Origin of the sequence: Burkholderia sp. Ac-20344 (assembly GCF_017104975.1) — a bacterium.
Lineage (GTDB): Bacteria > Pseudomonadota > Gammaproteobacteria > Burkholderiales > Burkholderiaceae > Burkholderia.
Genome location: NZ_JAAGPP010000003.1, coordinates 113,568 through 137,894, shown reverse-complemented (window position 1 = coordinate 137,894; position 24,327 = coordinate 113,568). Strand labels below are relative to the sequence as shown.

The following is a 24,327-nucleotide window of genomic DNA, read 5'->3' as shown; positions in this document are numbered from 1 at the left end:
GTGGGCACGTGGGTCGTGTGGAGAGCGGCCGACTGACGAGCGGGCAGGCGCGGACGGGGTGACGCGCGCGCGCAGTGGGCCGCATCGCTTGCCGCGACCGCGGGTGCGCTCAGCGCGCCGACGGCCGCGATCGCACGCAGCGTCGTTTCGACCTGCGCGCGATCGCGCGGATTGTCGAGCACATCGAGTGCCTGCTGCGCCTGTTGCGGCGTCAGCGCGAGCGCGGTGCCGGAAGCGGCCGACGTGGCGGCCGGGGCGGGAGCGGCCGCATGGGCGGCCGAGACGACGGCGGCAAGCAGCCACCCGAGGAGGAAATGTCGCATGGAGTAGGCATGCGGGCGCGCATCGGCGCGCGGCCCGCCAGGCTGAACGATGGACGGAAGTTAACATGATCGCGAGCGGAACCGAATAGTTCCAGCGACGACGATTCAAATCGGGCATGCCCGATGCGGCGCAGGCGTTCGCGACGCGTCTGCGCAGTCATGTGCCTGACGCAGACTGTCGGCAGCCAGACAGGCGGGGTGTTTCAATTGCCGAAATGAAAGTAATTTGTAATATCTGCTTGCCGGCAACGGTGGGCAACGCACTCACTGCGCCGCATCGAATTAATATGGAATCCTGCCAAATGACGCTTGCCCGTCGTGAAAAACCGGCAGAACGTGTTCGGCGATTTCCTCGATGACTTCGCGCACGGGCCGGTCCGAGCCCGGATTCAGCGTGACGTGATGCGTGCCCGCCGCACGCATGTCCTGCAGGATGTCGATCAATGCGCGGCGTCCGGTTGCATAGCCGAGCGGCAATGCGGTGGCCGGCGCATCGGGATCCGCGACGAGGTCGAGCCGCATCGACACGCCGAACGCGCGAAAGGCGGGCGACGCGAGCCGGTCGACCGCCGCGCGCCACATCGAATAGCGTGCGCGCTGCGTGTCCGGATCGCGGTGGTACGTCATCCAGCCGATCGCGTGACGCGCGATCCAGTCGACGCTTTGCCCGCCCGAGCCGACTGCGAGCATCGGCACCGCATCGGTACCGCGCGGCAGCAGCGTGAATTCGGGCGCATCGGGCGGCGCTTCGTCGGGTAGCACGCGCGATGGCACGCCGAGTGCGGCCGCGACGACGTCCCAGTGCGTGCGGTACCGGTCGCGCCGCGTCTGCGCATCGACGCCGAACGCCGCATATTCGGGCGGCCGGTCGCCGGAGCCGAGCCCGAGGATGAAGCGTCCTCCCGACAGCGTTGCGACCGACAGCGCGCCTTTCGCGATATGCAGCGGATGACGCAGCGGCAGCACGATCGCGCCGCTGGCGAGCGCGATCCGGCGCGTGCGTGACGCCAGTGCGCCGAGCAGGACCCACGGGTCGAGGTGGCCGACCGGGTCGGGGTAATCGGCGCTGTTCAACGGCACGTCGCGAATCCACAGCGCGCGAAAGCCGAGCGTGTCGGCCAGTGCCGCGAGTTCGAGCTGCTCGTCGAAGTCGGCGACGATTTGGCCGGTGCGAAGCAGCGGAAGCGTGAGGCCGATCGACAACTGTCCGTCCGAAAAGACGCGATGCGCGACGTCGGGACGGGCAGGGGCGGGCATGGTCATGTCGAATCCTTGGGTGCGGTTCGGTGCGAGGCGAGCGCGCGACGTTGCGTGTCCGAATGCTAGCGTGTTTGCACGCGGGCTGCGCACCACGGTGCCCACAGATCGGCACCGCTCCGAAACCCCATCGAGAACAGGCCTTCGGGCATCCGGTGCGTGGACAGCGCATGCAGCAGACGCCGGCCTGCGTCGCTGTCGGGATCGTTCTCGCGTTCGAGCCGGCGATCCGGACGCAACCGGAACAGCGCGCGGTAGTCGATATGCAACCCGTCGCGTGTGTCAGGCATGCGTCGGACAGGAGGCTCCGATGAGATGGCGGCGAACTGCGCGACGGACGCCGGGGCGGGTTCGTGCGTTCATGCATGCGTACGCGTCGCTGTGGGGCGATTGTAAGCAAATCGGCGATCGCACACGGATGCAATGCCGCGACGCCGCCGCAGTTTGACGGCATGCCCGGCGGCCGACGGTTGCCGGTCCGGAAGGTGTTTCAGTTTCGAAACGTTCGCGCTTTTTGCCGGTGCGCGATGCGCATCGATGACCCCGCATCGGCCCGTGCGGCCTTGCGGCGTGAAGCATGGTGCGCTCCTTGCATAGGTGTATGGGCCGTGAGACGCAGTCGGTCCGGCAATCGCTTCAGTGGGGCGGACGTATCGGAGACGGGGACAAGAGAATGAAAACATACCGAATCGCAACATGTCGTGTTGCAAACATGAATCGCCGACCTGCCGGGGTATTCGCTTCGCCGTTGATCGAGGCGACGTGAGCGCGCGGCTTTCCGTTCCATCCGAGCAATCGGGTTTGTTCTGAACGACGACGTGCAGATGTGACGCACGAGGCCGACTGGTGCCGGTCGGCCGTCGGGGATGACCCGTGAATGCCTGTGGATGGTGCGGCCCGGATCCCGGATCGTCATGCTGCCGCGTGCAACGCGAGTCGTCGCGCTACGCAGGCGTTCGTGCGCCGTGCATTGCGTCGGCGCGACGGGACCGAACCGGATCGCACCGGAAAGACGGCAGCGCATCGATGCGTCAGGCATCGCGGAACACGTGTAGTCCAGGGGAAGCGTTCGCCGGCCGCAACTGGGCGAGCGCCGCGAAATTGTGCTGTCAGTTGATCCACTACCCCGATGGATCAATTGTTGAAGCGCCCATCGCCGAGCGGCTGATGGGCGTCTTTTTTTGTGCGCCGGTTTGCGACGCGAGGCTTCGGCCCGATCGCGCGGCGTTCTGTATCATGTGCTGGCGTGCCTGGCGGCCCGTGCGGGCGCACGGCTTGCCGGCGCGCCCGATCACGCGTTGCCAACATGAACGACAAAGCCCTGCACGACCCCTCAATCGCCGACGTCGATCCGGCCGCACTCGATGCGCTGCACACGTTCGTCGAGCGTCATCCGCGCCTGCTGGTGCTGACCGGCGCGGGCATCAGCACCGACTCCGGCATTCCCGGCTATCGCGACCGCAACGGCCAATGGATGCGCTCGCCGCCGATCCAGCTCCACGAATTCCTCGGCTCCGATGCCGCGCGGCGGCGCTATTGGGCGCGCAGCATGATCGGCTGGCCCGTCGTCGGCCGCGCGCAGCCGAACGGGTCGCACGTCGCACTGGCGCGGCTCGGCAGCGCGGGACGGATCGAGCGTCTCGTCACGCAGAACGTCGACGGCCTGCACCAGCGCGCGGGCAGCGGCGACGTCATTGAACTGCACGGCGGAATCGACGGCGTCACGTGCCTCGACTGCGGCGCGCATCATGCGCGCGCGACGATCCAGGTCATGCTCGAGGCCGACAATCCCGAGCTGCTGGGCGCGGAAGCCGAGCCGGCCGCGGATGGCGACGCGCACCTCGAATGGGCCGCGCTCGACACGTTCCGCATCCCGGCGTGCCCCGCGTGCGGCGGGCTGCTGAAGCCGGCGGTCGTGTTCTTCGGCGAAAACGTGCCGCGCGAGCGGGTGGCGCTCGCGTCGCAGGCGCTCGATGCGGCCGATGCGCTGCTCGTCGTCGGCTCGTCGCTGATGGTGTATTCCGGCTACCGCTTCTGCGTGTGGGCGCAGGCGCAGCACAAGCCGGTCGCCGCGCTCAATCTCGGCCATACGCGTGCCGATCCGATGCTGACGCTGAAGGTCGAGGCGCACTGCGCACCCGCGCTCGATGCGCTGACGGCGCGGCTGGGCCTCGCGGGCCGCGCACCGGAGCAGGCATCGTGACCGGTCCGACCTCTTCGCCCGATCCGTCCGCACGGCTGTCGGCGCCGGCGGCCGAACGCAATCGCGGGCCGATCCTCGACGTCTTGCGTCGCGTGTTGCCGGCGAGCGGCCGCGTGCTCGAAATCGCGAGCGGCACGGGGCAGCACGTGGTCCACTTCGCGCAGGCATTGCCGGGCCTGCACTGGCAACCGAGCGATCCCGATGCGCAGGCGCGGCGCTCGATCGCCGCATGGGTTGCCCATGCGGGCCTCGCCAACGTTGCCGGGCCGCTCGCGTTCGACGTGCGCGACGCGTCGTGGCCGGTCGACGCGCTCGACGCGATCGTCTGCATCAACATGATTCACATCTCGCCGTGGGCCTGCACCGACGCACTGTTCGCGGGCGCGTCGCGCCTGCTGCGGCCGGGCGGCGTGCTGTTCCTGTACGGGCCGTATCGCCGCGCGGGCCGGCATACGGCGCCGTCGAACGAAGCATTCGACCTGCAGTTGCGCAGCCGCGACCCGTCGTGGGGCGTGCGCGATCTCGAGGCTGTCGTCGCGCTCGGCCTCGATCGCGGGCTCGACTGCATCGAGGTGGTCGAGATGCCGGCGAACAACCTGAGCGTCGTGTTCCGGCGGCTGCCGCACGCGGAGCAGTGACACGGAAGCGCGCAGCGCCGCCGGGTTTCCACTATCCTTTCGCCTGTGCGCGACCCGGCTCGGGTCGCGCCCCGTTTTTTCCGGAGAATTGACTAATGGGCAAACAAGCAATCGGTGTGATCGGGCTCGCGGTGATGGGCCGCAATCTCGCACTCAATATCGAGAGCCGCGGTTACGCGGTGTCGGTGTACAACCGCAGCCGCGAGAAAACCGACGAACTGATCGCCGAATTCCCCGGCCGCAACCTGGTGCCGACCTATACGCTCGAGGAGTTCGTCGCGTCGCTCGAAACGCCGCGCCGGATCCTGATGATGGTGAAGGCCGGTGAGGCGACCGATGCGACGATCGCGTCGCTCAAGCCGTTGCTGGAGAAGGGCGACGTGCTGATCGACGGCGGCAATACGCACTTCACCGACACGATCCGCCGTAACCAGGAGCTCGCGCAATCGGGTCTGCATTTCATCGGCACCGGCGTGTCGGGCGGCGAAGAGGGCGCATTGCGCGGCCCGTCGATCATGCCCGGCGGCCAGCGCGACGCGTACGACCTCGTCGAGCCGATCCTCAAGCAGATCGCCGCGAAGGCGCCGTCGGACGGCGAGCCGTGCGTCGCGTACATGGGCCCGGACGGTGCGGGCCATTACGTGAAGATGGTCCACAACGGCATCGAGTACGGCGACATGCAGCTGATCGCCGAGAGCTACGCGGTGCTGAAGGACGTCGCGGGCCTGACCAACGACGAACTCGGCGCGGTGTACACCGAATGGAACCAGGGCGAACTCGACAGCTACCTGATCGAGATCACGTCGAAGATCTTCGGCAAGAAGGACGAGGAGACCGGCAAGCACCTCGTCGACGTGATCCTCGATCGCGCCGCGCAGAAGGGCACCGGCAAGTGGACGAGCCAGAACGCGCTGGATCTCGGCGTGCCGCTGCCGCTCATCACCGAGTCGGTGTTCGCGCGCGTGCTGTCGTCGCTGAAGACCGAGCGCGTCGCGGCCAGCAAGATCCTGTCGGGCCCGGCTGCCGCGCCGTTCGACGGCGATCGCGCCGCGTTCGTCGAAGCGGTGCGCCGCGCGCTGTACCTGAGCAAGGTGATCTCGTACGCGCAGGGCTTCGCGCAACTGCGCACGGCATCCGAAGAGTACGGCTGGAACCTCGATCTCGGGACGATCGCGAAGATCTTCCGTGCGGGCTGCATCATCCGCGCGCGCTTCCTGCAGAAGATCACGGATGCTTACGCGAAGGATCCGGCGCTCGCGAACCTGCTGCTCGATCCGTACTTCAAGGACATCGCCGCGAGTTACCAGGCGTCGCTGCGCGACGTCGTGGTCGCCGCGGTGAAGGCCGGCGTGCCGGTACCGGCGTTCGCATCGGCGGTCGCGTACTTCGACAGCTATCGTTCCGAGCGGCTGCCGGCGAACCTCGTGCAGGCGCAGCGAGACTTCTTCGGCGCGCACACGTTCGAGCGTACCGACAAGCCGGGCAGCTTCCACGCGAACTGGTCGTAACCGGCTGGCGGGGACAGCATTGTTGCGAAAATCTATTCTTTGAATAGGGTTTTTCTATACCGGATGCCAGCATTGTTGGCTCCGGGGAAACAGTGTTTTCGTTGTTTCATGGTTTTCCCTAGGCGACGCCGGGACTAAACTCTGTTCCATCGCTGCAGACATGGTGTGTGCGGCGGAGCAAAAAAATCCCGGAGGTAATCATGAAATCGCTGATCGCAACGTTCGCCGCAGCTGCTGTCCTCGCCGTTCCCGCCGTCTCGTTCGCCCAACAGAATGCGCCCGTCACCCGCGCACAGGTGAAGGCCGACCTCGTCGCCGTCCAGCAGGCCGGCTACAAGCTGGGCAGCGACCGTACGAACTACCCGGACGGCATCCAGGCTGCTGAAGCCCGCCTGAACCCGCAACAGAACGTCGCCGCTGCCGACACGACCGGCTACGGCGCGCAACCGGCCGCCGCGCAGGAATCCGGCGCACCGGCCAAGGCCAAGACCGGCTGGCAAGTCAAGCGCATCGCTGACGACGCTCCGATCTACAAGGGTCGTTAATGGTCTGGCCGCCTGGGCGGCCTGATTCGACCCCTGAAGTACAAACAGCCCGCCGTTCCGTCATCCGGAACGGCGGGCTGTTTTCATTGGCGGCGCGGGTATCGCGCCAGCCGTCAGTTCAGTGCAGCGGGCGCCTGCCGCGCCCGATATCGCGGAACAGCGCCTCGGCCGGTTCCAGCACCTGCAGCCACGTTTCGTCGTAGCCGCTCAGCGTGTCGAGCGCATCGCGCAGCCGCTCGATCGCGAGGACCGGCAGCTCGACGCTGTGGCGCGTGGCGCCGGTCATGTGCGCGACACTCGCCAGCTGGACGAGCGCATCGGCGGCCTCGGCGACGTCGGTCGCGAACAGCAGGTGCCGGTTGAGCAATTCGACCAGGCCGCTGGAACCGGAGAAATCGTCGGCGTTGAGCTGCACGGAAAGAAACGTCGCGTTGTTCATTGTCATGCTCCTCGTTGTCGTTGGATCGCGCAGTGCATCACCGAGTATAGGTGGCGATCGAAGGGGAGAATGTGACGGGATCGATACGGCCTGCGAGGGTGGCGCGGCAGGCGGAAGATCCGCCGCAGGCCCGCCCGGCGGCCCGTGCGGCGAGGCTTGCCGACCACCGGCATGCCGCTGCGGTGCCGCAAGATTGTTGCCGGATCGGGCACCTGACGCGGCCTTGACCGCCACAAATGGTATCTTTGCCGATTGGAGCGACGCGAAAAAGGGGCCGGTGAGCCCATTCGCGCCGACGTTCCACTGTGGAAACTGACGGCCGCGAGAGCGGTCGGATACTGGTTGGTCCGGCCGTCCGGCCGGACATCGTGCGTCGCGCGCCGGGGGGCGGTGGGCGGCGCAACGAAGCAAATCCGGGAGGACCCTTGAGAGAAACTATTCCCATCCACGACGCGCTGACGCGCTGGCTGCCGCAGGCGGCGCTCGTTGCCGCGGCCATCGCGCTGACGGGCTGCACGATGACGCCGTGGACCGACAGCTGGCAGCCGGCGCGCCAGTCGGCACCGACGTCGGCCGCGACGCCGGGCGTGATCGCCGGCTATTACCGTGTGAACCCGGGCGATACGCTCGCGGGCGTCGCGAACGCCTACGGGCAGCGCGTCCAGGACGTGGCCAGCTGGAACCACATGGCGCCGACCGATGCCGTGTATCCCGGCCAGGTGCTGCGCGTCGCGCCGCCGCCGGCCGCGACGTCGCTCGGGCAGCCGCCCGCGGCGGCTGCGCAGCCGGGTTCGCTCGCATGGCCGGCCACCGGTGTCGTGGCGGCGCCGTTCTCGGCCGGCAAGACGCGCGGCCTCGTGATCGCTGCGTCCGGGCCCGACCATTCGGTGCGGGCTGCGGCGGCAGGGCGCGTGGTTTACGCCGGATCCGGCGTCAAGGCCTACGGGCCGCTCGTGATCCTGAAGCATGAGAACGGGCTCATCACGGCCTACGGACACAACGGCAAGCTGCTCGTCAACGAAGGCGACGCGGTGCGCCAGGGCCAGCCGGTCGCCGAAATGGGCACCGACGCGAGCGGCCGTTCGACGTTCGAGTTCGAAGTCCGCCAGAACGGCAAGGTCGTCGATCCGATGAACTTCCTGCCGCGCAACGGCGGCTGACGCCCGCATCATCCCGTGTGCGCCGGGCGGCGCACACGCTCCCGCCTTCATCCTTTCTTGAGTGTCACCGCGCCGGTCTGTCTCGCGTGATTGCCGAGCCAGCGTATGCCCAGTGCGAGCGCGGCCGCGCCGAGCGCGATCAGCGAACACTGGACTGCGACCGGCAGGTAGCCGTGCGGCCGCGGATCGACGAACGGGTACGGATACCAGTTCTCGAGTGAGCCGCGCACGAGCGTATAGCCGAGATAGACGACCGGAAAGGCGAGCCACGCGAACGCGCTGCGCCGCGGGATCGGCAAGCGCGGCTCCACGTACAGCCAGTCGCACAGCACGACGAGCGGCACGATCCGGTGCAGCACCCAGTTGTTGAAGGCCGGCGTGACGTGGCGCAGCGCATCGAGCCGCGCGAGCAGGAGTTCGTAGACGATCGCGGTGATCAGCACGTACAGCACCGCGGCACCGCGCATCGATTCGTAGCGGGCCGAGCCCGGGCGCGCGATGCGCCAGAGCCCGGCGGCGAGCATCGCGGCCGCGTAGAGGCTGCTCAGTTGCGTGAAGTAGCTGAGGTAGTTGCCGAGATGAAAGCTCGGCAGGTGCCAGTAGTCGGCCACACTGTGCAGCGTGGTGGATACCGCGAGCAACGCGGCGGTCAGCCGATAGGCCGCAACGAAGAACGCCTTGCTCATGATGCCCGCGTGCCGTCGCACCAAAGCTCCATCGTGCCACAGCCGTCCGGGTGCGCGATGCGGACTTTCCATATGGCGCGCCGCGCGGCGTGCGTCGACGATTCGTCGGATATTTGCGCGCGTCGTACAAAACCGGATGCCCGTGCGACTACAATCGGGGCAGCTTTCCGGGCACAGGCCGGTTGCCGCATGCGCCCATCCCCGCATACCAATACGAGACGAAGCATGAGAAACATCCTCGCGAAACAGACGCGCTACAGCGCGCCCGCGATCTTCTTCCACTGGGCGGTATTCCTGCTGGTGGCGCTGGCCTACCTGGCCATCGAGATCCGCGGGCCGAAGGGCAGCGACAGCCGGGTGTTCTGGATGAACGTGCATCTCACCGCGGGCACGCTCGTGCTCGTGCTGTCGGTGCTGCGCGTGCTGTGGCGAGTCGTCAGCCGCGTGCCGGAGGCCATTCCGCAAGCGGCGCTGCTGCGCTGGCTCTCGAAGCTCGCGCATGTCGCGCTCTACGTGTTCATCATCGTGCAGCCGCTGCTCGGCATCATGATGATCAACCTGGGCGGCAAGCCGGTGTCGCTCGACTGGCTCGGCGTGTCGTTCACGCTGTTCGGCCCCGACAAGGCGCTGCGGCCGACGATCAAGGAAGCGCACGAGCTGATCGGCAACGCGTTCTACTTCGTGATCGGCCTGCATGCGCTGGCCGCGCTCTACCATCATTTCATCCGGCGCGACGACGTGCTGCGGCGCATGGCGCCCTGATCGGCACGATCCGGAAACGCGCAGCAGGCGGGGCGCATGGTTGTGTTGACAACCATGCACCCCCGGTCCGTTTACCGGCTCCGCGCTGGCCATCGCGTTGAACATTCTGTAACATCTCGGCTGTTTTTACATTCCGCTTACTCGCCGCCGCGCATGCTGCACCGACATCGTCACCTGACCGCCTGGCTTGGCGTGCTCGCGATCTGGTTCGCGATCGCGGCGCCGCTGGTGTCGCAGTGGCGCGTCGCGCAGGCGGCCACGCCTGACGCGATCGTCTGCAGTACAGAGCATGGTGCGCATCAGTCGCCCGATGCGGGCCGCATGCACGATCATGCGCTGCATCTCGATGCCTGCGGCTACTGCGGCTTCTTCGCGCACAGCCCCGCGATCGGCGGGCCTGCCGCCGCGGCACTCGCTTCCATTCCCGTCGTTTCCGTTTCCGCCGTCGCGCCGCCTGCCGTCGCGGCGCGTGCCGACCGCTATCCGCGCGCGTATCCGCGCGCCCCGCCCGAGCGCGCCTGACGCGCTGTTTCCGTTCTTTTCACCGCCGATATCCGTGCGGCCCGTCGAGGCCGCGTGGAGGGCGTCACTCGGGCTTTCGATCATGACCATTTTCCAGTTGCGTGCGCCGCGGGCGTCACGCAATGCCTGTGCGCGGCGCATGCCGCGCGTGCTGAAACTCACCGTTCCCGCGCTCGCAGTCGGCGCGCTGGCCGCGAGCGCCGCGGCAGCCGAAACGGCGCGCGCGGCCGGCGCGCCGACCGACGATGCGGCCGCGCCGCTGCCGGCCATCGAAGTCGTCGCCTCGCCGCTGACGACGCCGCTCGTCGTCGTCACGGATCCGAAGACCCCGCGCCAGCCGCTGCCCGCCAGCGACGGCGCGGACTACCTGAAAACGATCCCCGGCTTCACGTCGATCCGCAGCGGCGGCACCAACGGCGACCTCGTGCTGCGCGGGATGTTCGGCTCGCGGCTGAACATCCTGGCGAACGGGATGTCGACGCTCGGCGCATGTCCGGGCCGGATGGATGCGCCGACGTCGTATATCGCACCGGAAAGCTATGACAAGGTCACCGTCGTGAAGGGGCCGCAGACCGTGCTGTACGGTCCCGGCGCGTCGGCCGGCACCGTGCTGTTCGAGCGCGTGACGCCGCGCTTCGACAAGCCCGGCATGCGCTTCGCGGGCAGCCTGGTCGGCGGGTCGTTCGGCCGCAACGACCAGAACATCGACGTGACGGCCGGCACGCCGGACGTCTATGGCCGCGTGACCGCGAACCACGCGCATTCGCAGGACTACAAGGACGGCAACGGCAACACCGTGCCGTCGCAGTGGGACAAGTGGAACGCCGATGCGGCGCTGGGCTGGACGCCGGACGACCACACGCGCGTCGAGCTGACCGCCGGCACCGGCGACGGCTATGCGCGCTACGCGGGGCGCGGAATGGACGGCGCGCATTTCCGCCGCGAGACGTTCGGGCTGTCGTTCGACAAGCAGCATCTCGGCGACGTGCTCGACCGGATCGAGGCACGCGTGTACTACAACGAAGCCGATCACGTGATGGACAACACCACGTTGCGGCAACCGGACCCGACCAGCAGCATGCCGATGCGGATGGCGTCGGAAGTGCGGCGTCGCACGTTCGGCGCGCGCGCGGCCGCGACGTTCCGTTTCGCCGACGACTTCAAGCTCGTGACGGGCGTGGATGCGCAATCGAACCGGCTCGATTCGCGCTCGGCGATGGGGCGGCAGAACTACGGCGACAAGCCGTGGGATGCGCAGGCGACGATGTGGAACGCAGGCGTGTTCGGCGAACTAACGTGGTACGCGAGCGAAGTGTCGCGCGTGATCGGCGGCGCGCGCATCGACCATGCGAGCGCACGCGACAAGCGCGCGACGACGAGCGGCATGATGAAGAGCAAGCCGAATCCGACCTTCGACGACGATCGCACGCGCGTGCTGCCGAGCGGCTTCATCCGCTACGAGCGCGATCTCGCGTCGCTGCCCGTCACGTGGTACGCGGGGATCGGCCATACGGAGCGCTATCCCGACTACTGGGAGCTGTTCTCCGCGAAGCGCGGGCCGGCCGGGTCGGTCAACGCATTCTCGGCCGTGCGGCCGGAGAGGACCACGCAGCTCGACATCGGCGCGCAATACAAGAGCGACCGGCTCGATGCATGGGTGTCGGCCTACGCGGGTTACGTGCAGGACTTCATCCTGTTCAATTACGCGGCCGGCATGATGGGCCCGACCACGCAGGCAACGAATGTCAACGCGCAGATTATGGGCGGCGAAGCGGGCGCGTCGTGGAAACCGGTTGCGCCGCTGCGCGTCGAGACGTCGCTCGCGTATGCGTGGGGGCGCAACGTGGCAAGCGGCGATCCGCTGCCGCAGATGCCGCCGCTCGAGGCGCGCATCGGGCTCGAATACACGCGTGGCGCGTGGTCGGCAGGAGGGCTGTGGCGCATCGTTGCGCCGCAGCATCGCTATGCCCTGAACGAGGGCAACGTGGTCGGCAAGGACTTCGGCCCGAGCGCCGGATTCGGTGTGCTTTCGCTGCATACGCAGTACAACGTCAGCAAGACCGTGCAGATTTCGGTCGGCGTCGACAACGTGCTGAACAAGGCCTACACCGAGCACCTGAACCTCGCCGGCAACGCGGGCTTCGGCTATCCGGCGAACTCGCCGGTGATGGAACCGGGCCGGACCGCATGGGTGCGTGTGAGTGCGAAGCTGTAACGCATCGCGCGTGTGCGTTGCAGCATGCGCGTGCATGAACGCGGCCCCGCCCGAACGGGCGGGGCGCGTCAACCGATTAGAGAACCGTATCTAGTCAAGGCGCAAACGTTCCCGACTCGTGATTCACTCCCGCATTCGACGCACACGGTGGTCGCGACGTTCGCGATGCATAGTCCGCGTCGATCCGGCTTCATTCGCACCGACAGCACAATAATCAGGAGAACATGCATGGCCAGAACGATGCGTTCCAGGATGGTGGCAGGGGCAGTGGCATGCGCGATGAGCATCGCGCCGTTCGCGGGGACGACTGCAGCGATGACGCTCGCGACGGCGCACGCGGCGATGGCGGCGCCCGCGCCCGCCGATGGCTATACGGCGACGCGTTATCCGATCATCCTCGTGCACGGGCTCACGGGTACCGACAAGTACGCCGGCGTGCTCGAGTATTGGTACGGCATCCAGGAAGACCTGCAGCAGAACGGCGCGACCGTCTACGTCGCGAACCTGTCGGGTTTCCAGAGCGACGACGGCCCGAACGGGCGCGGCGAACAGTTGCTCGCCTACGTGAGGACGGTGCTCGCGGCGACGGGCGCGACCAAGGTCAATCTCGTCGGCCACAGCCAGGGCGGCCTCACGTCGCGCTATGTCGCGGCCGTCGCGCCCGATCTCGTCGCGTCGGTGACGACGATCGGCACGCCGCATCGCGGCTCCGAGTTTGCCGACTTCGTGCAGAACGTGCTGGCGTACGATCCGACCGGGTTGTCGTCATCGGTGATCGCCGCGTTCGTCAATGTGTTCGGGATCCTGACGAGCAGCAGCCACAACACGAACCAGGACGCGCTCGCCGCACTGCAGACGCTGACGACCGCACGGGCCGCCACGTACAACCAGAACTACCCGAGCGCGGGCCTGGGTGCGCCGGGCAGTTGCCAGACCGGTGCCCCGACCGAAACCGTCGGCGGCAACACGCATCTGCTGTACTCATGGGCCGGCACGGCGATTCAGCCGACGCTCTCGCTGTTCGGCGTCACGGGTGCGACGGACACGAGCACCCTTCCGCTCGTCGATCCGGCGAACGCACTCGATCTATCGACGCTCGCGCTGTTCGGCACGGGCACGGTGATGATCAACCGCAACGCCGGGCAGAACGACGGGCTCGTGTCGAAGTGCAGTGCGCTGTACGGCAAGGTGCTGAGCACGAGCTACAAATGGAACCATATCGACGAGATCAACCAGTTGCTCGGCGTGCGCGGCGCGTATGCGGAAGATCCGGTTGCGGTGATCCGCACGCATGCGAATCGGCTGAAGCTGGCGGGCGTGTAATCGATGACGGCACGTGAAGGGCGCGCGCCGCTGGCGCGGCGCGCCGTGGTCTATGGTGTCGTGGGGCTGGCGGCGATTGCCGGTGTCGCGATGTGGAGCGGCGCGGGCTGGCATCGCGAGACGGGCACTGCCGGCGAGCCGCCGGATGGGTCGGCGGCGCGTGGATCGGCTGCCGCACCGCCGCAGGCCGCGGTGCCGGCGAGCGCGGGCCTGCCGCCGTCACTTGCCGGCTCCCGCGCACCTCGGCTGCCGCTCGACGCCGGCGGCCATCTCGCGAAGTCGCGCGCGGTGCGCGATTTCTTCGACTATTGCCTGACTGCGCAGAGCGATCTGGGCGCGGCCGCGCTCGACGCGTTCGTCGTGCGCGAGATTGCCGCGCAGCTCGACGGCACCGTGGCGCAGGTCGAGGCGCTCGACGTGTGGCACCGGTATCGCGCGTATCTCGACGCACTCGCGAAACTGCGCGATGGCGGCGCGGTCGACAAGTCCGACCTGGGCGCGCTGCAGCTCGCGCTCGATCAGCGCGCGTCGATCGCGTACCGCACGCTCGGCGACTGGAGCCAGCCGTTCTTCGGCGCGGAGCAGTGGCGGCAGCGTTACGACCTCGCACGGCTGAAGATCGCGCAGGATCCCACGCTGACGGACGCGCAGAAGGCCGAACGGCTCGCGGCGCTCGAACAGCAGATGCCGGCCGACGAACGCGCCGCGCAGCAGCGCATCGACCGGCAACGCGCGGCAATCGACCAGATCGCGCAATTGCAGAAGAGCGGGGCGACGCCCGATGCGATGCGTGCGCAACTGACGCAGACGCTCGGCCCCGACGCCGCCTCGCGCGTCGCACAGATGCAGCAGGATGACGCATCGTGGCAGAGCCGTTACGCGGACTATGCGGCCCAGCGTGCGCAGATCGAGTCGGCCGGCCTGTCGCCGCAGGATCGCGACGCGCAGATCGCCGCGCTGCGGCAGCGCGTGTTCACGAAGCCCGGCGAAGCCGTGCGCGCGGCTTCGCTCGATCGCGGGGCGGGCAGCGCGCGGTAACGCGGGCGGCGCGGCGAATGCGCGCCGCTAAGCCGCGCGCGTGAGATCGCGCGGCAGGTGTCGCTCGATGGTATTCGCGAGCGTGTCGAACGCGGGCCCGATGCCTTCGTGCGCGACGCATGCATAGCCGAGCAGCAGGCCGCGCTGCGCGGTGTCGAGGTTGCTGTAGTAGCTCGTGAGCGGGCGCACGATCACGCCCGCATCGAACGCGCTCTGCGTGACCGCGCGATCGTCGCAGGTGTCGGGCAGGCCGAGCACGAGATGCAGGCCTGCCTCGTCGCCCATCACGGGCAGTGCGTCGCCGAAGCGCGCGCGGATCGCGTCGATCATCAACTGCCGGCGCTCGCCGTACAGCGTGCGCATTCGTCTGACGTGCGAAGTCAGGTGGCCGTCCATGATGAATTCGGCGAGCACGGCCTGCTGCATCAGCTGGCCCTCGCGGTACAGCTCCGACAACCCGGTGCGGAACGTGTCGACCAGATGCTCGGGCACGACCATGTAGCCCATCCGCAGCCCCGGGAACAGCATCTTGCCGAGGCTGCCGACGTAGATCACGCGGCCGCCGTCGTCGAGCCCCTGCAGCGATGCGAGCGGGCGGCTGCCGTAGCGGAACTCGCTGTCGTAGTCGTCCTCGATGATCCAGCAGCGGTGCTGGCGCGCGTATTCGAGCAGCATCCGCCGCCGCGCGAGGCTCATCACCATCCCGAGCGGGTACTGATGCGACGGCGTGACGAGCACGAGCCGCGGCGGGTGCTGCAGGTCGCTGGCACGCGGGTCGAGCCCTTCCTGGTCGACCGGTACCGGCGTCAGTGTGAGACCGGCCGCCTGCAATACGCTGCGCACGCCCCAGTAGCACGGCTCCTCGACCCACGCACGATCGCCGATGTCGGACAGCAGCCGCACCGCGAGATCGATCGACTGGTGGATACCCGTCGTGATGATCACCTGGTCCGGCGTGCATTTGACGGAGCGCGCGACGCGCAGGTAATCGGCGAGCGCGCGCCGCAACGGCCGGTAGCCGCCGCCCGGCGCATAGGTCAGCAGCTCGGGGTTCGCTTCCTTCCACAGCCGCGCCTGCAGGCGGCTCCACGTCCGGCTCGGGAATTCCGACACGTCCGGCACGCCCGGCATGAACGCACCCCATTGGCGCCGCGACACGCCCGCGTGCTCGATCAGTTGCCGGCCGCGCATCGACAGGCCACCCTGCGCATCCGGCAGCGGCGGTTCATCGGCGCTCGACGGCGGCGCCGCCGCGCCCGGCACACGAATCGCGGCGGCGTCCGGCCGCGTGTCGGCCACATAGGTGCCGCTGCCGGTGGTCGTCAGCACGTAGCCTTCGGCCGTCAGCTGGTCGTACACGTGCAGCACGGTATTGCGTGCGATCGACAGGTCGGCCGCGAGCGTGCGCGAACTCGGCAGCTTTGTCCCTGGCCCCAATTCCCCGGTCAGGATGGCCTGCTGCATCTGCTGCAGCAACTGCCGGTACATCGGCTCGGGCGAATGGCGGTCGAGGCGGGCAGAGAGCCAGTCGGCGAGGATCACGGTATCCAAAGTGGTCCTACTAGTAATATTGAAATGGTTCCCTATTGTAGAACCGTGCGCGCCGTATAGTGGCTCGCATCTCAAAATCAATTGTCGCGAAGCAAGGGGACAGCCACGATGAAGTCCGATGATGTGATCGTCAGCTTTCGCGGCGTGCGGAAGACCTACGACGGCGAGACGCTGGTCGTCAAATCGCTCGACCTCGATATCCACCGAGGGGAATTCCTGACGCTGCTCGGGCCGTCGGGCTCAGGCAAGACCACCTGCCTGATGATGCTCGCCGGCTTCGAATTCCCGACCGGCGGCGAGATCCGCCTCGACGGCGAGCTGCTGAACAACGTGCCGCCGCACAAGCGCAACATCGGCATGGTGTTCCAGAACTACGCGCTGTTTCCGCACCTGACGGTCGAGCAGAACGTCGCGTATCCGCTGACCGTGCGCAAGCTGCCGGCGGCCGAGCGCGCGGAACGCGTCGCGCATGCGCTGAAGATGGTGCAGATGGAGCGTTTCGCGAAACGCTACCCGGCGCAGCTGTCGGGCGGCCAGCAGCAGCGCATCGCACTGGCGCGCGCGCTCGTGTTCGAGCCGAAGCTGGTGCTGATGGACGAGCCGCTCGGCGCGCTCGACAAGCAGTTGCGCGAACACATGCAGTACGAGCTGAAGGCGTTGCACGAAAAGCTCGGCGTGACCTTCGTGTACGTGACGCACGACCAGGGCGAGGCGCTGACGATGTCCGATCGTGTCGCCGTGTTCGACAAGGGCATCGTGCAGCAGCTCGATACCGTCGATCGCCTGTACGAATCGCCGTGCAACGAATTCGTCGCGAACTTCATCGGCGACAGCAACCGGCTGCGCGGCACCATCGCGCGCGTCGACGGCGAATTCTGCGAATTCCGGCTCGACGACGGCACGAAACTCGTCGGCCGCCGCATCGGCGACGCCGCAGAGGGCGCGCCGGCCGTTGCGTGCATCCGCCCCGAACGCATGAGCCTCGCCGCGCACGGCGCGAACGGGCAGGCGAATGGCCACGCCAATGGTCAGACGAACAGCGCGGCCGCGAACCGTTTGAGCGGCGAAGCGCGCAGCCTCATCTATTTCGGCGATCACGTGCGCATGCGCTGCGCGCTGCCCGGCCAGGACGAATGTTTCGTGAAGGTGCCGCTCGGCACCGGCGCGCTCGATGCGTTCTCGCCCGGTGCACCGGTCGCGCTCGCGTTCGCGCCCGAACACCTGCGTGTGTTCGCTTGAGCAGGGTTTTCCCGATTTTTCGCAGCACGTCGTCAACAACAATGCCCACTTCCACCACGAGAGGAGAGGAACCATCATGAACCGAGCAAGCTTTAACGCGCGTCGTACCGTGCTGGCACTCGCGCTCGCCGTCGCCGGCGCATCGGCATCGGCCGCCGAGCTCACGGTCGTCAACTTCGGCGGCGCGAACGGCGACGCACAGAAGGCGGCCTTCAACCAGCCGTTCGAGAAGGCGACCGGCAACAAGGTCACGGCCGTCGAATACAACGGCGAGCAGGCGAAAGTGAAGGCGATGGTCGAGGCGAAGCACGTCAACTGGGACGTGGTCGAAGTCGAATCGGGCGACCTGAACCGCGGCTGCGACGAAGGGCTGTACGAGAAGCTCGACTGGTCGAAGATCGCGAAGAAGTCCGACCTGATTCCGGAGTCGCCGCAGGTGTGCGGCGTCGGTTTCTTCGTGTGGTCGACGGCGCTGTCGTACAACGCGGACAAGCTTAAGTCGGCGCCGGCCGGCTGGGCCGATTTCTGGAACGTGAAGAAATTCCCCGGCAAGCGCGGCATGCGCAAGGGCGCACGCTACAACCTCGAATTCGCGCTGATGGCCGACGGCGTCGCGACGAAGGACGTCTACAAGGTGCTCGGCACGAAGGCCGGCCAGGACCGCGCGTTCAAGAAGCTCGACGAGCTGAAGCCGTACATCCAGTGGTGGGAAGCGGGCGCGCAGCCGCCGCAGTTCCTCGTCGCCGGCGACGTCGTGATGTCGACCGCGTACAACGGCCGCATCGACGCCGCACAGAAGGAAGGCAAGAACCTGAAGGTCGTATGGAACGGCAGCATCTACGACCTCGACTACTGGGCGATTCCGAAGGGCTCGCCGAACAAGGCGCTGGCCGAGCAGTACATCGCGTATTCGCTGACGCCGAAGCCGCAGCAGGCGTATGCGCAGCACATCGCGTATGGTCCGGCGAACATCGCGGCGATCAAGTCGCTCGACGCGAAGACGCTCGCGAACCTGCCGAACTCGCCGGCCAACGGCAAGAACGCGGTGCTGGAAGATATCGGCTTCTGGACCGACCACAGCGACGAGCTCGAGCAGCGTTTTGCCGCATGGGCGACGAAGTAACCGGTCAGGTGTCCTGATGCAACCGGCCGCACGGCGCTATCGACGCGTCGTGCGGCCTTCCGCCGGATCGTGCCCGGCCGGAGAGAACCGTTGAATACGATGACGATCGCGCCTTCCTCGCAGTCGACTGCCGCGCTCAAGCGCGAGCTGAAGGCCGCCGAAGCCCGCAAGCGCACGATGGCGCTGTTGCTGGTCGCACCGCTCGCAATTTTCCTGCTGCTGATTTTCGTCGTGCCGATCGGCACGCTGCTCACGCGCGCGGTGCAGAACCCGGAGATCGCGACCGCGTTGCCGAAAACGGTCGCCGCGCTGTCGGGCTGGGACCGCAAGGCGCCGCCGGCCGACGCCGCGTATGTCGCGCTCGCCGCCGACATGACGAAGGTGGCCGACAGCGAGGCGATGGGCGCGCTCGCACGGCGCCTGAACACCGAGATTCCCGGCTATCGCTCGCTCGTCGCGAAGACGGCGCGTGCGATGCCGCTGAAAGGCGACAACGATGCGGCGCTGACACCTGCGCAGACGCGCGAGAAATTCATCGAGCTCGACTCGCGCTGGGGCGACGTCGCGTACTGGCAGTCGATCGCGAAGAACGGCAGCCAGGTGTCGCCGTTCTACCTGCTCGCGGCGCTCGACCACAAGCAGGACGGCTTCGGCCACATCGTGCAGGCCGACCCCGACCAGTCGATCTATCTCGCGATCTTCGGCCGGACGTTCGTGATCGGCGTCGCCGTCACGCTGTTCGCGCTGCTGCTCGGCTATCCGCTCGCATACTGGATCTCGACGCTGTCGGAGCGTCGCGCGAACCTCGTGATGATCCTCGTGCTGATTCCGTTCTGGACGTCGGTGCTCGTGCGGGTCGCCGCGTGGATCGTGCTGCTGCAGAGCGAAGGGCTCATCAACACGGCGCTGATCGGCAGCGGGCTGATCTCGCACCCGCTGACGCTGCTGTTCAACCGCATCGGCGTGTACATCTCGATGACGCACATCCTGCTGCCGTTCATGATCCTGCCGCTGTACAGCGTGATGAAGTCGATCCCGCCGACCTATCAGCGCGCGGCCGTGTCGCTCGGCAGCCATCCGTTCGCCGCGTTCTGGCGCGTGTACGTGCCGCAGACCTACCCGGGCGTCGGCGCGGGCGCGCTGCTCGTGTTCATCCTCGCGATCGGCTACTACATCACGCCCGCGCTGCTCGGCGGGCCGAACGACCAGATGGTCAGCTACTACGTCGCGTACTTCACGAACGTGACGATCAACTGGGGCATGGCGTGCGCGCTCGGCGGGCTGCTGCTCGCGGCGACGCTCGTGCTGTACGCGGTGTACGGGCGCTTCACGCGCACCAACGTGAGCCTCGGCTGAGCGCCGCGCGAAACGAAAAGGGAAGGGGAATCCGACCATGAAACTCGCCAGGCCGCTGTTCGCGCCGCACATGTCGTTCGTCGAGCGCGCGTGGTACGTCGCGCTGCGCGTGCTCGTCGTGCTGACGCTGCTGTACCTGATCCTGCCGGTGCTCGCGATCGTGCCGCTGTCGTTCTCGTCGAGCACGTTCCTCGTCTATCCGATCCCGGGCTTCTCGATGCGCTGGTACGAGAACCTGATCGCATCGGACGAGTGGCGGATGGCCGCGAAGAACAGCTTCATCGTCGCGCCGTCGGCGACCGTCGTCGCGACCGTACTCGGCACGCTCGCCGCGATCGGTCTCACGAAGGCCGACTTCCGCGGCAAGGGGCTGCTGATGGCCGTGCTGCTGTCGCCGATGATCGTGCCGGTCGTCGTGGTCGGCGTCGGCATGTACCTGTTCTTCGCGCCGCTCGGCCTCGCGAACACGTACACGGGGCTGATCGCCGCGCACGCGGCGCTCGGCGTCCCGTTCGTCGTGACGACGGTCGCCGCGACGCTGCAGGGCTTCAACCAGAATCTCGTGCGCGCGAGCCTGTCGCTCGGTGCGAATCCGGTGTCGACGTTCTTCCGCGTGACGCTGCCGGTGATCGCGCCGGGCGTGATGTCGGGCGCGCTGTTCGCGTTCGCGACGTCGTTCGACGAAGTCGTCGTCACGCTGTTTCTCGCAGGTGCGGACCAGACGACGCTGCCGCGCCAGATGTTCACCGGCATCCGCGAGAACATCAGCCCGACGATCGCTGCGCTCGCAACGATCCTGATCATTTTCTCGACGAGCCTGCTGCTTGCGCTCGAATGGCTGCGCGGTCGCAATGCGCGGCGCGCGGTGACCTGACCGGCGGGCTTGCCTGCTGCGCCTGCGTTGCCGCGCGTCCTGCACGGCAACGCTTTTTCTTTCATTTCGCTGACTGACGAGTCGGCCGCCTGCACGTTTGATGCGGCTCTGCAACAATACGGGGCGCGGCGGCGCGCGTTCCGTGCGTGCGGTGCGAGCGGAACGCCGCCGCGAGTCCAATCCGCGACGTGGCGCAACGCGTCGCTCGTCAGCCGAGCCTCATCTTGTCCGAATTCGCTTCCCCCGCCGGCGCGCATGAGCCGGCCGTCAACTGGCGCGCGATGTCCGCCGTGCTGCTGGCCGTCGCGCTCGCGACGCTCGACACCGCGATCGCGAACACCGCGCTGCCCGCGATCGCCGCCGACCTGCATGCGTCGCCGGCCGCGTCCGTGTGGATCATCAACGCCTACCAGCTCGCGATGGTTGCGACACTGCTGCCGTTCGCATCGCTCGGCGATATCGTCGGCCACAAGCGCGTGTATATCGCCGGGCTCGCGGTGTTCACGCTTGCGTCGCTCGGCTGCTCGCTCGCGTCGACGCTGCCGATGCTGACGGCCGCGCGGATCGTGCAGGGCTTCGGCGCGAGCGCGATCATGAGCGTCAACGTCGCGCTGATCCGCGGCCTGTTTCCCGCGCACCGGCTCGGGCGCGGCGTCGGCTTCAACGCGCTCGTGGTCGGCGTGTCGTTCGCGGTGGGGCCGACCATCGCGTCGCTGATCCTGTCGGTCGCCGCATGGCCGTGGCTGTTCGCGGTGAACGTGCCGCTCGGCGTGTTCGCGCTTGCAGTGGCGATTCCGTCGCTGCCGCAGACGGCGCGTGGCAAGCATGCGTTCGATCCGGTTGCTGCATTGTTCAACGTGATCACGTTCGCGTCGCTGATCTTTGCGCTCGGCGAATTCGCGCAGCGCGGGCCGCTTTCCGTCGTGCTCGCGGCGGCTGGGGTCGCGCTCGCGTTCGGCTGGCTGCTGATCCGCCGCCAGGCCGGGCATCCGGCGCCGATGCTGCCGGTCGACTTGTTTCGCCGGCCGGTGTTCACGCTGTCCGCGCTGACGGCGGTGTGTGCGTTCGCCGCGCAGGGGCTCGCATTCGTGTCGCTGCCGTTCTATTTCGAAACCGTCCTGCATCGCAACGCGGTCGAGACGGGGTTCCTGATGACGCCGTGGTCGGCGATCGTCGCGCTCGCCGCGCCGATCGCGGGCCGGCTGTCGGATCGCTATCCGCCGGGCCTGCTCGGCGCGATCGGTCTTGCATTGCTGAGCGCGGGCATGGTGTCGCTCGCCGCGTTGCCGGCGGCGCCGGGCGTCATCGATATCGGCTGGCGGATGATGTTGTGCGGCGCGGGCTTCGGTTTCTTCCAGTCGCCGAACCTGAAGGCGCTGATGTCGAGTGCGCCGCCCGAGCGCAGCGGCGGCGCGAGCGGGATCATCGCGACCGCGCGGCTGATCGGGCAGGCGACGGGCGCGGCGCTCGTCGCGCTGTCGTTCGGGATCGCGGGGCGTCACGGGCCGACGCTCGCGCTGATGCTCGGCGCGGGCTTCGCCGGGGCCGCGAGCGTCGCGAGCGGGTTACGGCTCTTTGCGCCGTCGCATCGAGCCGGCGTGCCGGCCGCGTCGGAGCGCGTGAGCGAGCGGGCGACAGAGTAGGGGGCGCGCGGTTGCGGCGCAAGCCGACGACCAAACAACGATTGCGGAAAAGTCCCGAACCGGCGCGCAACGAACCTCCACCGCGCGCCGGCCTTCACGCTTCGCTTAGAACCCGCCCGACTTGATCAGCTGGTTGAGGTTCGCGATGTTCAGGCTGCCGAAGCCGGTCGTGTCATCCCAGCCGGTGCGTGCGTTGTAGCCATACCCCTGATAGCCGTTGTTCCCCGACACCACGTCGTAGCGCACGAGCGACGGGTTCGACGGAATGTCGGCGTAGAACTTGCCGGCCGGGAAGCCGAGGCCCGTGCCGTTCGCTGCGAGCAGGCGCGCCCAGAGGCCCGTGAAGATCGGCGCGGCGAGGCTCGTGCCGCCGATCTGCTGCAACTGGCCGTAGTTGTAGATATAGGCGCCGGTGCTTTGCGCGGCGTCGAACGAGACGTCCGGCAACTGGCGATTGCTGCCCGATTGCCACGACGGTGCGGGCAGGATCGTGCTGACGCCGCCGCCCGTCGCCCACAGCTTGCCGTTGTCGTCGAGCCCTTCGTTCCATACCGTCTCGTTCGAGAAGGCACCCGACGACGTCGTGTAGAGCGTCGTGCCGCCGATCGCGAGCACGTGCGGCGACGAAGCCGGCCACGACACCGTGTAGTTCGAGCCGTCCGGATAGCCGCGGTTGTTGCACTCGTACACGCCTTCGTCGCCCGACGAAACCGAGAACGTCTGGCCTTGCGCCGCGGCGGTCGTGAAGATCTGTTCCTCGGCGTCGAGCGTGCCGTCCGCGTTCGCGTCGGTCTCGCACCAGCCGAGCGACACGTTGATCACCTTCGCGGTGTTGTCCGACACCGCGCGGTTGAACGCCTGTGTGAGGCCCGTGTTGCCGCTCGCATTGAGGTCCGCCATGTAGAACACGAGCTTGCCGACCTGGCCGCCGGCCGAGCCGACGATCGACTGGCTGTCGAGATCCCACTCGCCCTGGCCGTCCTGGTCGTCGGTGTAGCTGCCGCCCGTACCGTTGGTCTTGACGGTCTGCGTCGACACCGTGCCGTAACCGTTGCTCGACGTGAACTGCTTCAGGTCCTGCAGCGTCTGCGACACGCCGCCGATCGTGATGATGCCGACGGTGACGCCGGCTGCAGTCGGCACGCCGGTTGCGTTGTAGAGGCCCGGGAATTCCTTCGGATAGTGGCCGGTCGCCGTGCCGGCCGCGAGCGCCTGCGGCTTCGCGACGTTGCCGATACGCAGCAGCGGCCGCGCGCGTGCGACGCTCTGCAGCCCGAGCACCGAGCCGACGACGTCGCCGAGCGCGCGCGGCACCTGCGCGGTCGACGTGTTGGCGAAGCCCGAACGGCCCGCGTATTCGAAGTGGACGAGCGACGTGTTGAATGCGGTCTTCACCGTGCCGGCCGTGCCGCGCGCGGACACCAGCAGCCGGTTCGGCGCGACCTCGACGTTCACGAAGCCGCTCTTGTGCAGATAGTCGACCACCGACTTCACCTGCGCTTCGGTCGGCGCGTAGCTGGCGAGGAACTGCTCGTGCGTGAGGTACTGGTGGTAATGCGCGCTGCCCGGCCGGTTAACGTCGCGCGACAGTTGCTTGAGCTGCGCGGCATTGCGCAGCTTCAGGCTGACGACGACGTCGGTCGTTTCGCCGGCCGCGAGTTCGAGCGACGGCGCCGCGCTGCGCGCCATCAACTGCGGGCCGGTCAGAAAGGCCTTCGTATGGGTGTCGACCCAGTCCGTCGCCGCATGCGCTGCAGCGGCGGCGAACACGAGCGGTGCCACGCACGCAAGGCGGCGGGGCGACGGCAGGGGCAGGGCAAACCAGGCGTTCCTTTTCATCGGGAGTCCTTTTTAGGAGAGACGACGTTGCTGGAGCCCCCGACCCTTGTGGGGTCGCGAGCGGTGACGAGCGTAGGGTGTCG

Annotated in this window: 21 protein-coding genes and 1 pseudogene; 15 read left to right on the top strand and 7 right to left on the bottom strand. The window is 67.7% G+C overall.

What is annotated here, in order from left to right; genetic code table 11:
- From G3N64_RS02230 to G3N64_RS02220, 3 genes and pseudogenes are all read right to left on the bottom strand, one after another.
- Positions 1 to 323 (bottom strand): annotated as a pseudogene (locus G3N64_RS02230) (hypothetical protein); the annotation flags it as partial.
- Positions 324 to 605: 282 nt separating this feature from the next.
- Complete coding sequence (locus G3N64_RS02225) at positions 606 to 1,586, bottom strand: LLM class oxidoreductase (RefSeq protein WP_205782124.1); 981 nt, start codon at positions 1,584 to 1,586, stop codon at positions 606 to 608.
- 59 nt (positions 1,587 to 1,645) lie between these two features.
- Positions 1,646 to 1,870: a hypothetical protein gene (locus G3N64_RS02220; protein WP_241020727.1), complete on the bottom strand. Its 225-nt coding sequence runs from the start codon at positions 1,868 to 1,870 to the stop codon at positions 1,646 to 1,648.
- A 1,016-nt stretch (positions 1,871 to 2,886) separates the two neighbouring features.
- Here G3N64_RS02220 and G3N64_RS02215 point away from each other — a divergent pair.
- The 4 genes from G3N64_RS02215 (at position 2,887) to G3N64_RS02200 (ending at position 6,474) form a co-directional block, all read left to right on the top strand.
- Positions 2,887 to 3,783: an NAD-dependent protein deacetylase gene (locus G3N64_RS02215; protein WP_205782123.1), complete on the top strand. Its 897-nt coding sequence runs from the start codon at positions 2,887 to 2,889 to the stop codon at positions 3,781 to 3,783.
- Complete coding sequence (locus G3N64_RS02210) at positions 3,780 to 4,421, top strand: DUF938 domain-containing protein (protein WP_205782122.1); 642 nt, start codon at positions 3,780 to 3,782, stop codon at positions 4,419 to 4,421. The genes G3N64_RS02215 and G3N64_RS02210 overlap by 4 nt, the downstream gene beginning before the upstream one ends.
- Positions 4,422 to 4,516: 95 nt before the next feature.
- Positions 4,517 to 5,929 carry an NADP-dependent phosphogluconate dehydrogenase gene (gene gndA / locus G3N64_RS02205; protein ID WP_205782121.1) on the top strand — a complete coding sequence of 471 codons (1,413 nt, stop codon included), beginning with the start codon at positions 4,517 to 4,519 and terminating at the stop codon, positions 5,927 to 5,929.
- A 200-nt stretch (positions 5,930 to 6,129) separates the two neighbouring features.
- Complete coding sequence (locus G3N64_RS02200) at positions 6,130 to 6,474, top strand: DUF4148 domain-containing protein (RefSeq protein WP_205782120.1); 345 nt, start codon at positions 6,130 to 6,132, stop codon at positions 6,472 to 6,474.
- Between the two features lie 118 nt (positions 6,475 to 6,592).
- On the opposite strand, the gene G3N64_RS02195 is transcribed toward G3N64_RS02200, so the two are convergent.
- Positions 6,593 to 6,913: a hypothetical protein gene (locus G3N64_RS02195; RefSeq protein ID WP_021160881.1), complete on the bottom strand. Its 321-nt coding sequence runs from the start codon at positions 6,911 to 6,913 to the stop codon at positions 6,593 to 6,595.
- A 425-nt stretch (positions 6,914 to 7,338) separates the two neighbouring features.
- Here G3N64_RS02195 and G3N64_RS02190 point away from each other — a divergent pair, with 425 nt between their 5' ends.
- On the top strand, positions 7,339 to 8,073 hold the full coding sequence (locus tag G3N64_RS02190; RefSeq protein WP_205782119.1) for a peptidoglycan DD-metalloendopeptidase family protein: 735 nt from the start codon (positions 7,339 to 7,341) through the stop codon (positions 8,071 to 8,073).
- 47 nt (positions 8,074 to 8,120) lie between these two features.
- Here G3N64_RS02190 and G3N64_RS02185 read toward each other — a convergent pair whose 3' ends face one another.
- Positions 8,121 to 8,759 carry a Pr6Pr family membrane protein gene (locus tag G3N64_RS02185; RefSeq protein WP_205782118.1) on the bottom strand — a complete coding sequence of 213 codons (639 nt, stop codon included), beginning with the start codon at positions 8,757 to 8,759 and terminating at the stop codon, positions 8,121 to 8,123.
- Positions 8,760 to 8,984: 225 nt separating this feature from the next.
- Between G3N64_RS02185 and G3N64_RS02180 the strand changes: the two genes are divergently transcribed.
- The 5 genes from G3N64_RS02180 to G3N64_RS02160 all read left to right on the top strand — a co-directional run bounded on the left by G3N64_RS02180 (position 8,985) and on the right by G3N64_RS02160 (position 14,619).
- The gene (locus G3N64_RS02180) at positions 8,985 to 9,521 is read left to right on the top strand and encodes a cytochrome b (protein ID WP_205782117.1); all 537 of its coding nucleotides are present in this window, start codon (positions 8,985 to 8,987) and stop codon (positions 9,519 to 9,521) included.
- Positions 9,522 to 9,674: 153 nt separating this feature from the next.
- Complete coding sequence (locus G3N64_RS02175; protein ID WP_205782116.1) at positions 9,675 to 10,043, top strand: DUF2946 domain-containing protein; 369 nt, start codon at positions 9,675 to 9,677, stop codon at positions 10,041 to 10,043.
- 82 nt (positions 10,044 to 10,125) lie between these two features.
- Complete coding sequence (locus G3N64_RS02170) at positions 10,126 to 12,258, top strand: TonB-dependent copper receptor (RefSeq protein WP_205782115.1); 2,133 nt, start codon at positions 10,126 to 10,128, stop codon at positions 12,256 to 12,258.
- 228 nt (positions 12,259 to 12,486) lie between these two features.
- Positions 12,487 to 13,581 (top strand): triacylglycerol lipase, encoded by a 1,095-nt coding sequence (locus tag G3N64_RS02165; protein WP_205782114.1) that lies wholly within the window; start codon positions 12,487 to 12,489, stop codon positions 13,579 to 13,581.
- A gap of 3 nt (positions 13,582 to 13,584) precedes the next feature.
- Positions 13,585 to 14,619, top strand: a complete 1,035-nt coding sequence (locus G3N64_RS02160) for a lipase secretion chaperone (protein ID WP_205782113.1) — start codon at positions 13,585 to 13,587, stop codon at positions 14,617 to 14,619.
- Between the two features lie 27 nt (positions 14,620 to 14,646).
- Here the strand turns inward: G3N64_RS02160 and G3N64_RS02155 are convergent, their stop codons facing one another.
- Positions 14,647 to 16,170, bottom strand: a complete 1,524-nt coding sequence (locus G3N64_RS02155) for a PLP-dependent aminotransferase family protein (RefSeq protein WP_205782112.1) — start codon at positions 16,168 to 16,170, stop codon at positions 14,647 to 14,649.
- 108 nt (positions 16,171 to 16,278) lie between these two features.
- Between G3N64_RS02155 and G3N64_RS02150 the strand changes: the two genes are divergently transcribed.
- The 5 genes from G3N64_RS02150 (at position 16,279) to G3N64_RS02130 (ending at position 22,405) form a co-directional block, all read left to right on the top strand.
- On the top strand, positions 16,279 to 17,409 hold the full coding sequence (locus tag G3N64_RS02150; RefSeq protein ID WP_205782111.1) for an ABC transporter ATP-binding protein: 1,131 nt from the start codon (positions 16,279 to 16,281) through the stop codon (positions 17,407 to 17,409).
- 76 nt (positions 17,410 to 17,485) lie between these two features.
- Entirely contained in the window at positions 17,486 to 18,532 is a 1,047-nt protein-coding gene (locus G3N64_RS02145; protein WP_205782110.1) for an ABC transporter substrate-binding protein, read from the top strand.
- Between the two features lie 99 nt (positions 18,533 to 18,631).
- A complete protein-coding gene (locus G3N64_RS02140; protein ID WP_205782134.1) occupies positions 18,632 to 19,888 on the top strand; it encodes an ABC transporter permease in 1,257 nt (418 codons plus the stop codon).
- A 37-nt stretch (positions 19,889 to 19,925) separates the two neighbouring features.
- Positions 19,926 to 20,762, top strand: a complete 837-nt coding sequence (locus tag G3N64_RS02135; RefSeq protein WP_047901362.1) for an ABC transporter permease — start codon at positions 19,926 to 19,928, stop codon at positions 20,760 to 20,762.
- A gap of 224 nt (positions 20,763 to 20,986) precedes the next feature.
- On the top strand, positions 20,987 to 22,405 hold the full coding sequence (locus G3N64_RS02130; protein WP_205782109.1) for an MFS transporter: 1,419 nt from the start codon (positions 20,987 to 20,989) through the stop codon (positions 22,403 to 22,405).
- Between the two features lie 105 nt (positions 22,406 to 22,510).
- On the opposite strand, the gene G3N64_RS02125 is transcribed toward G3N64_RS02130, so the two are convergent.
- On the bottom strand, positions 22,511 to 24,244 hold the full coding sequence (locus tag G3N64_RS02125; protein WP_205782108.1) for a S53 family peptidase: 1,734 nt from the start codon (positions 24,242 to 24,244) through the stop codon (positions 22,511 to 22,513).
- Positions 24,245 to 24,327: the final 83 nt, after the last annotated feature.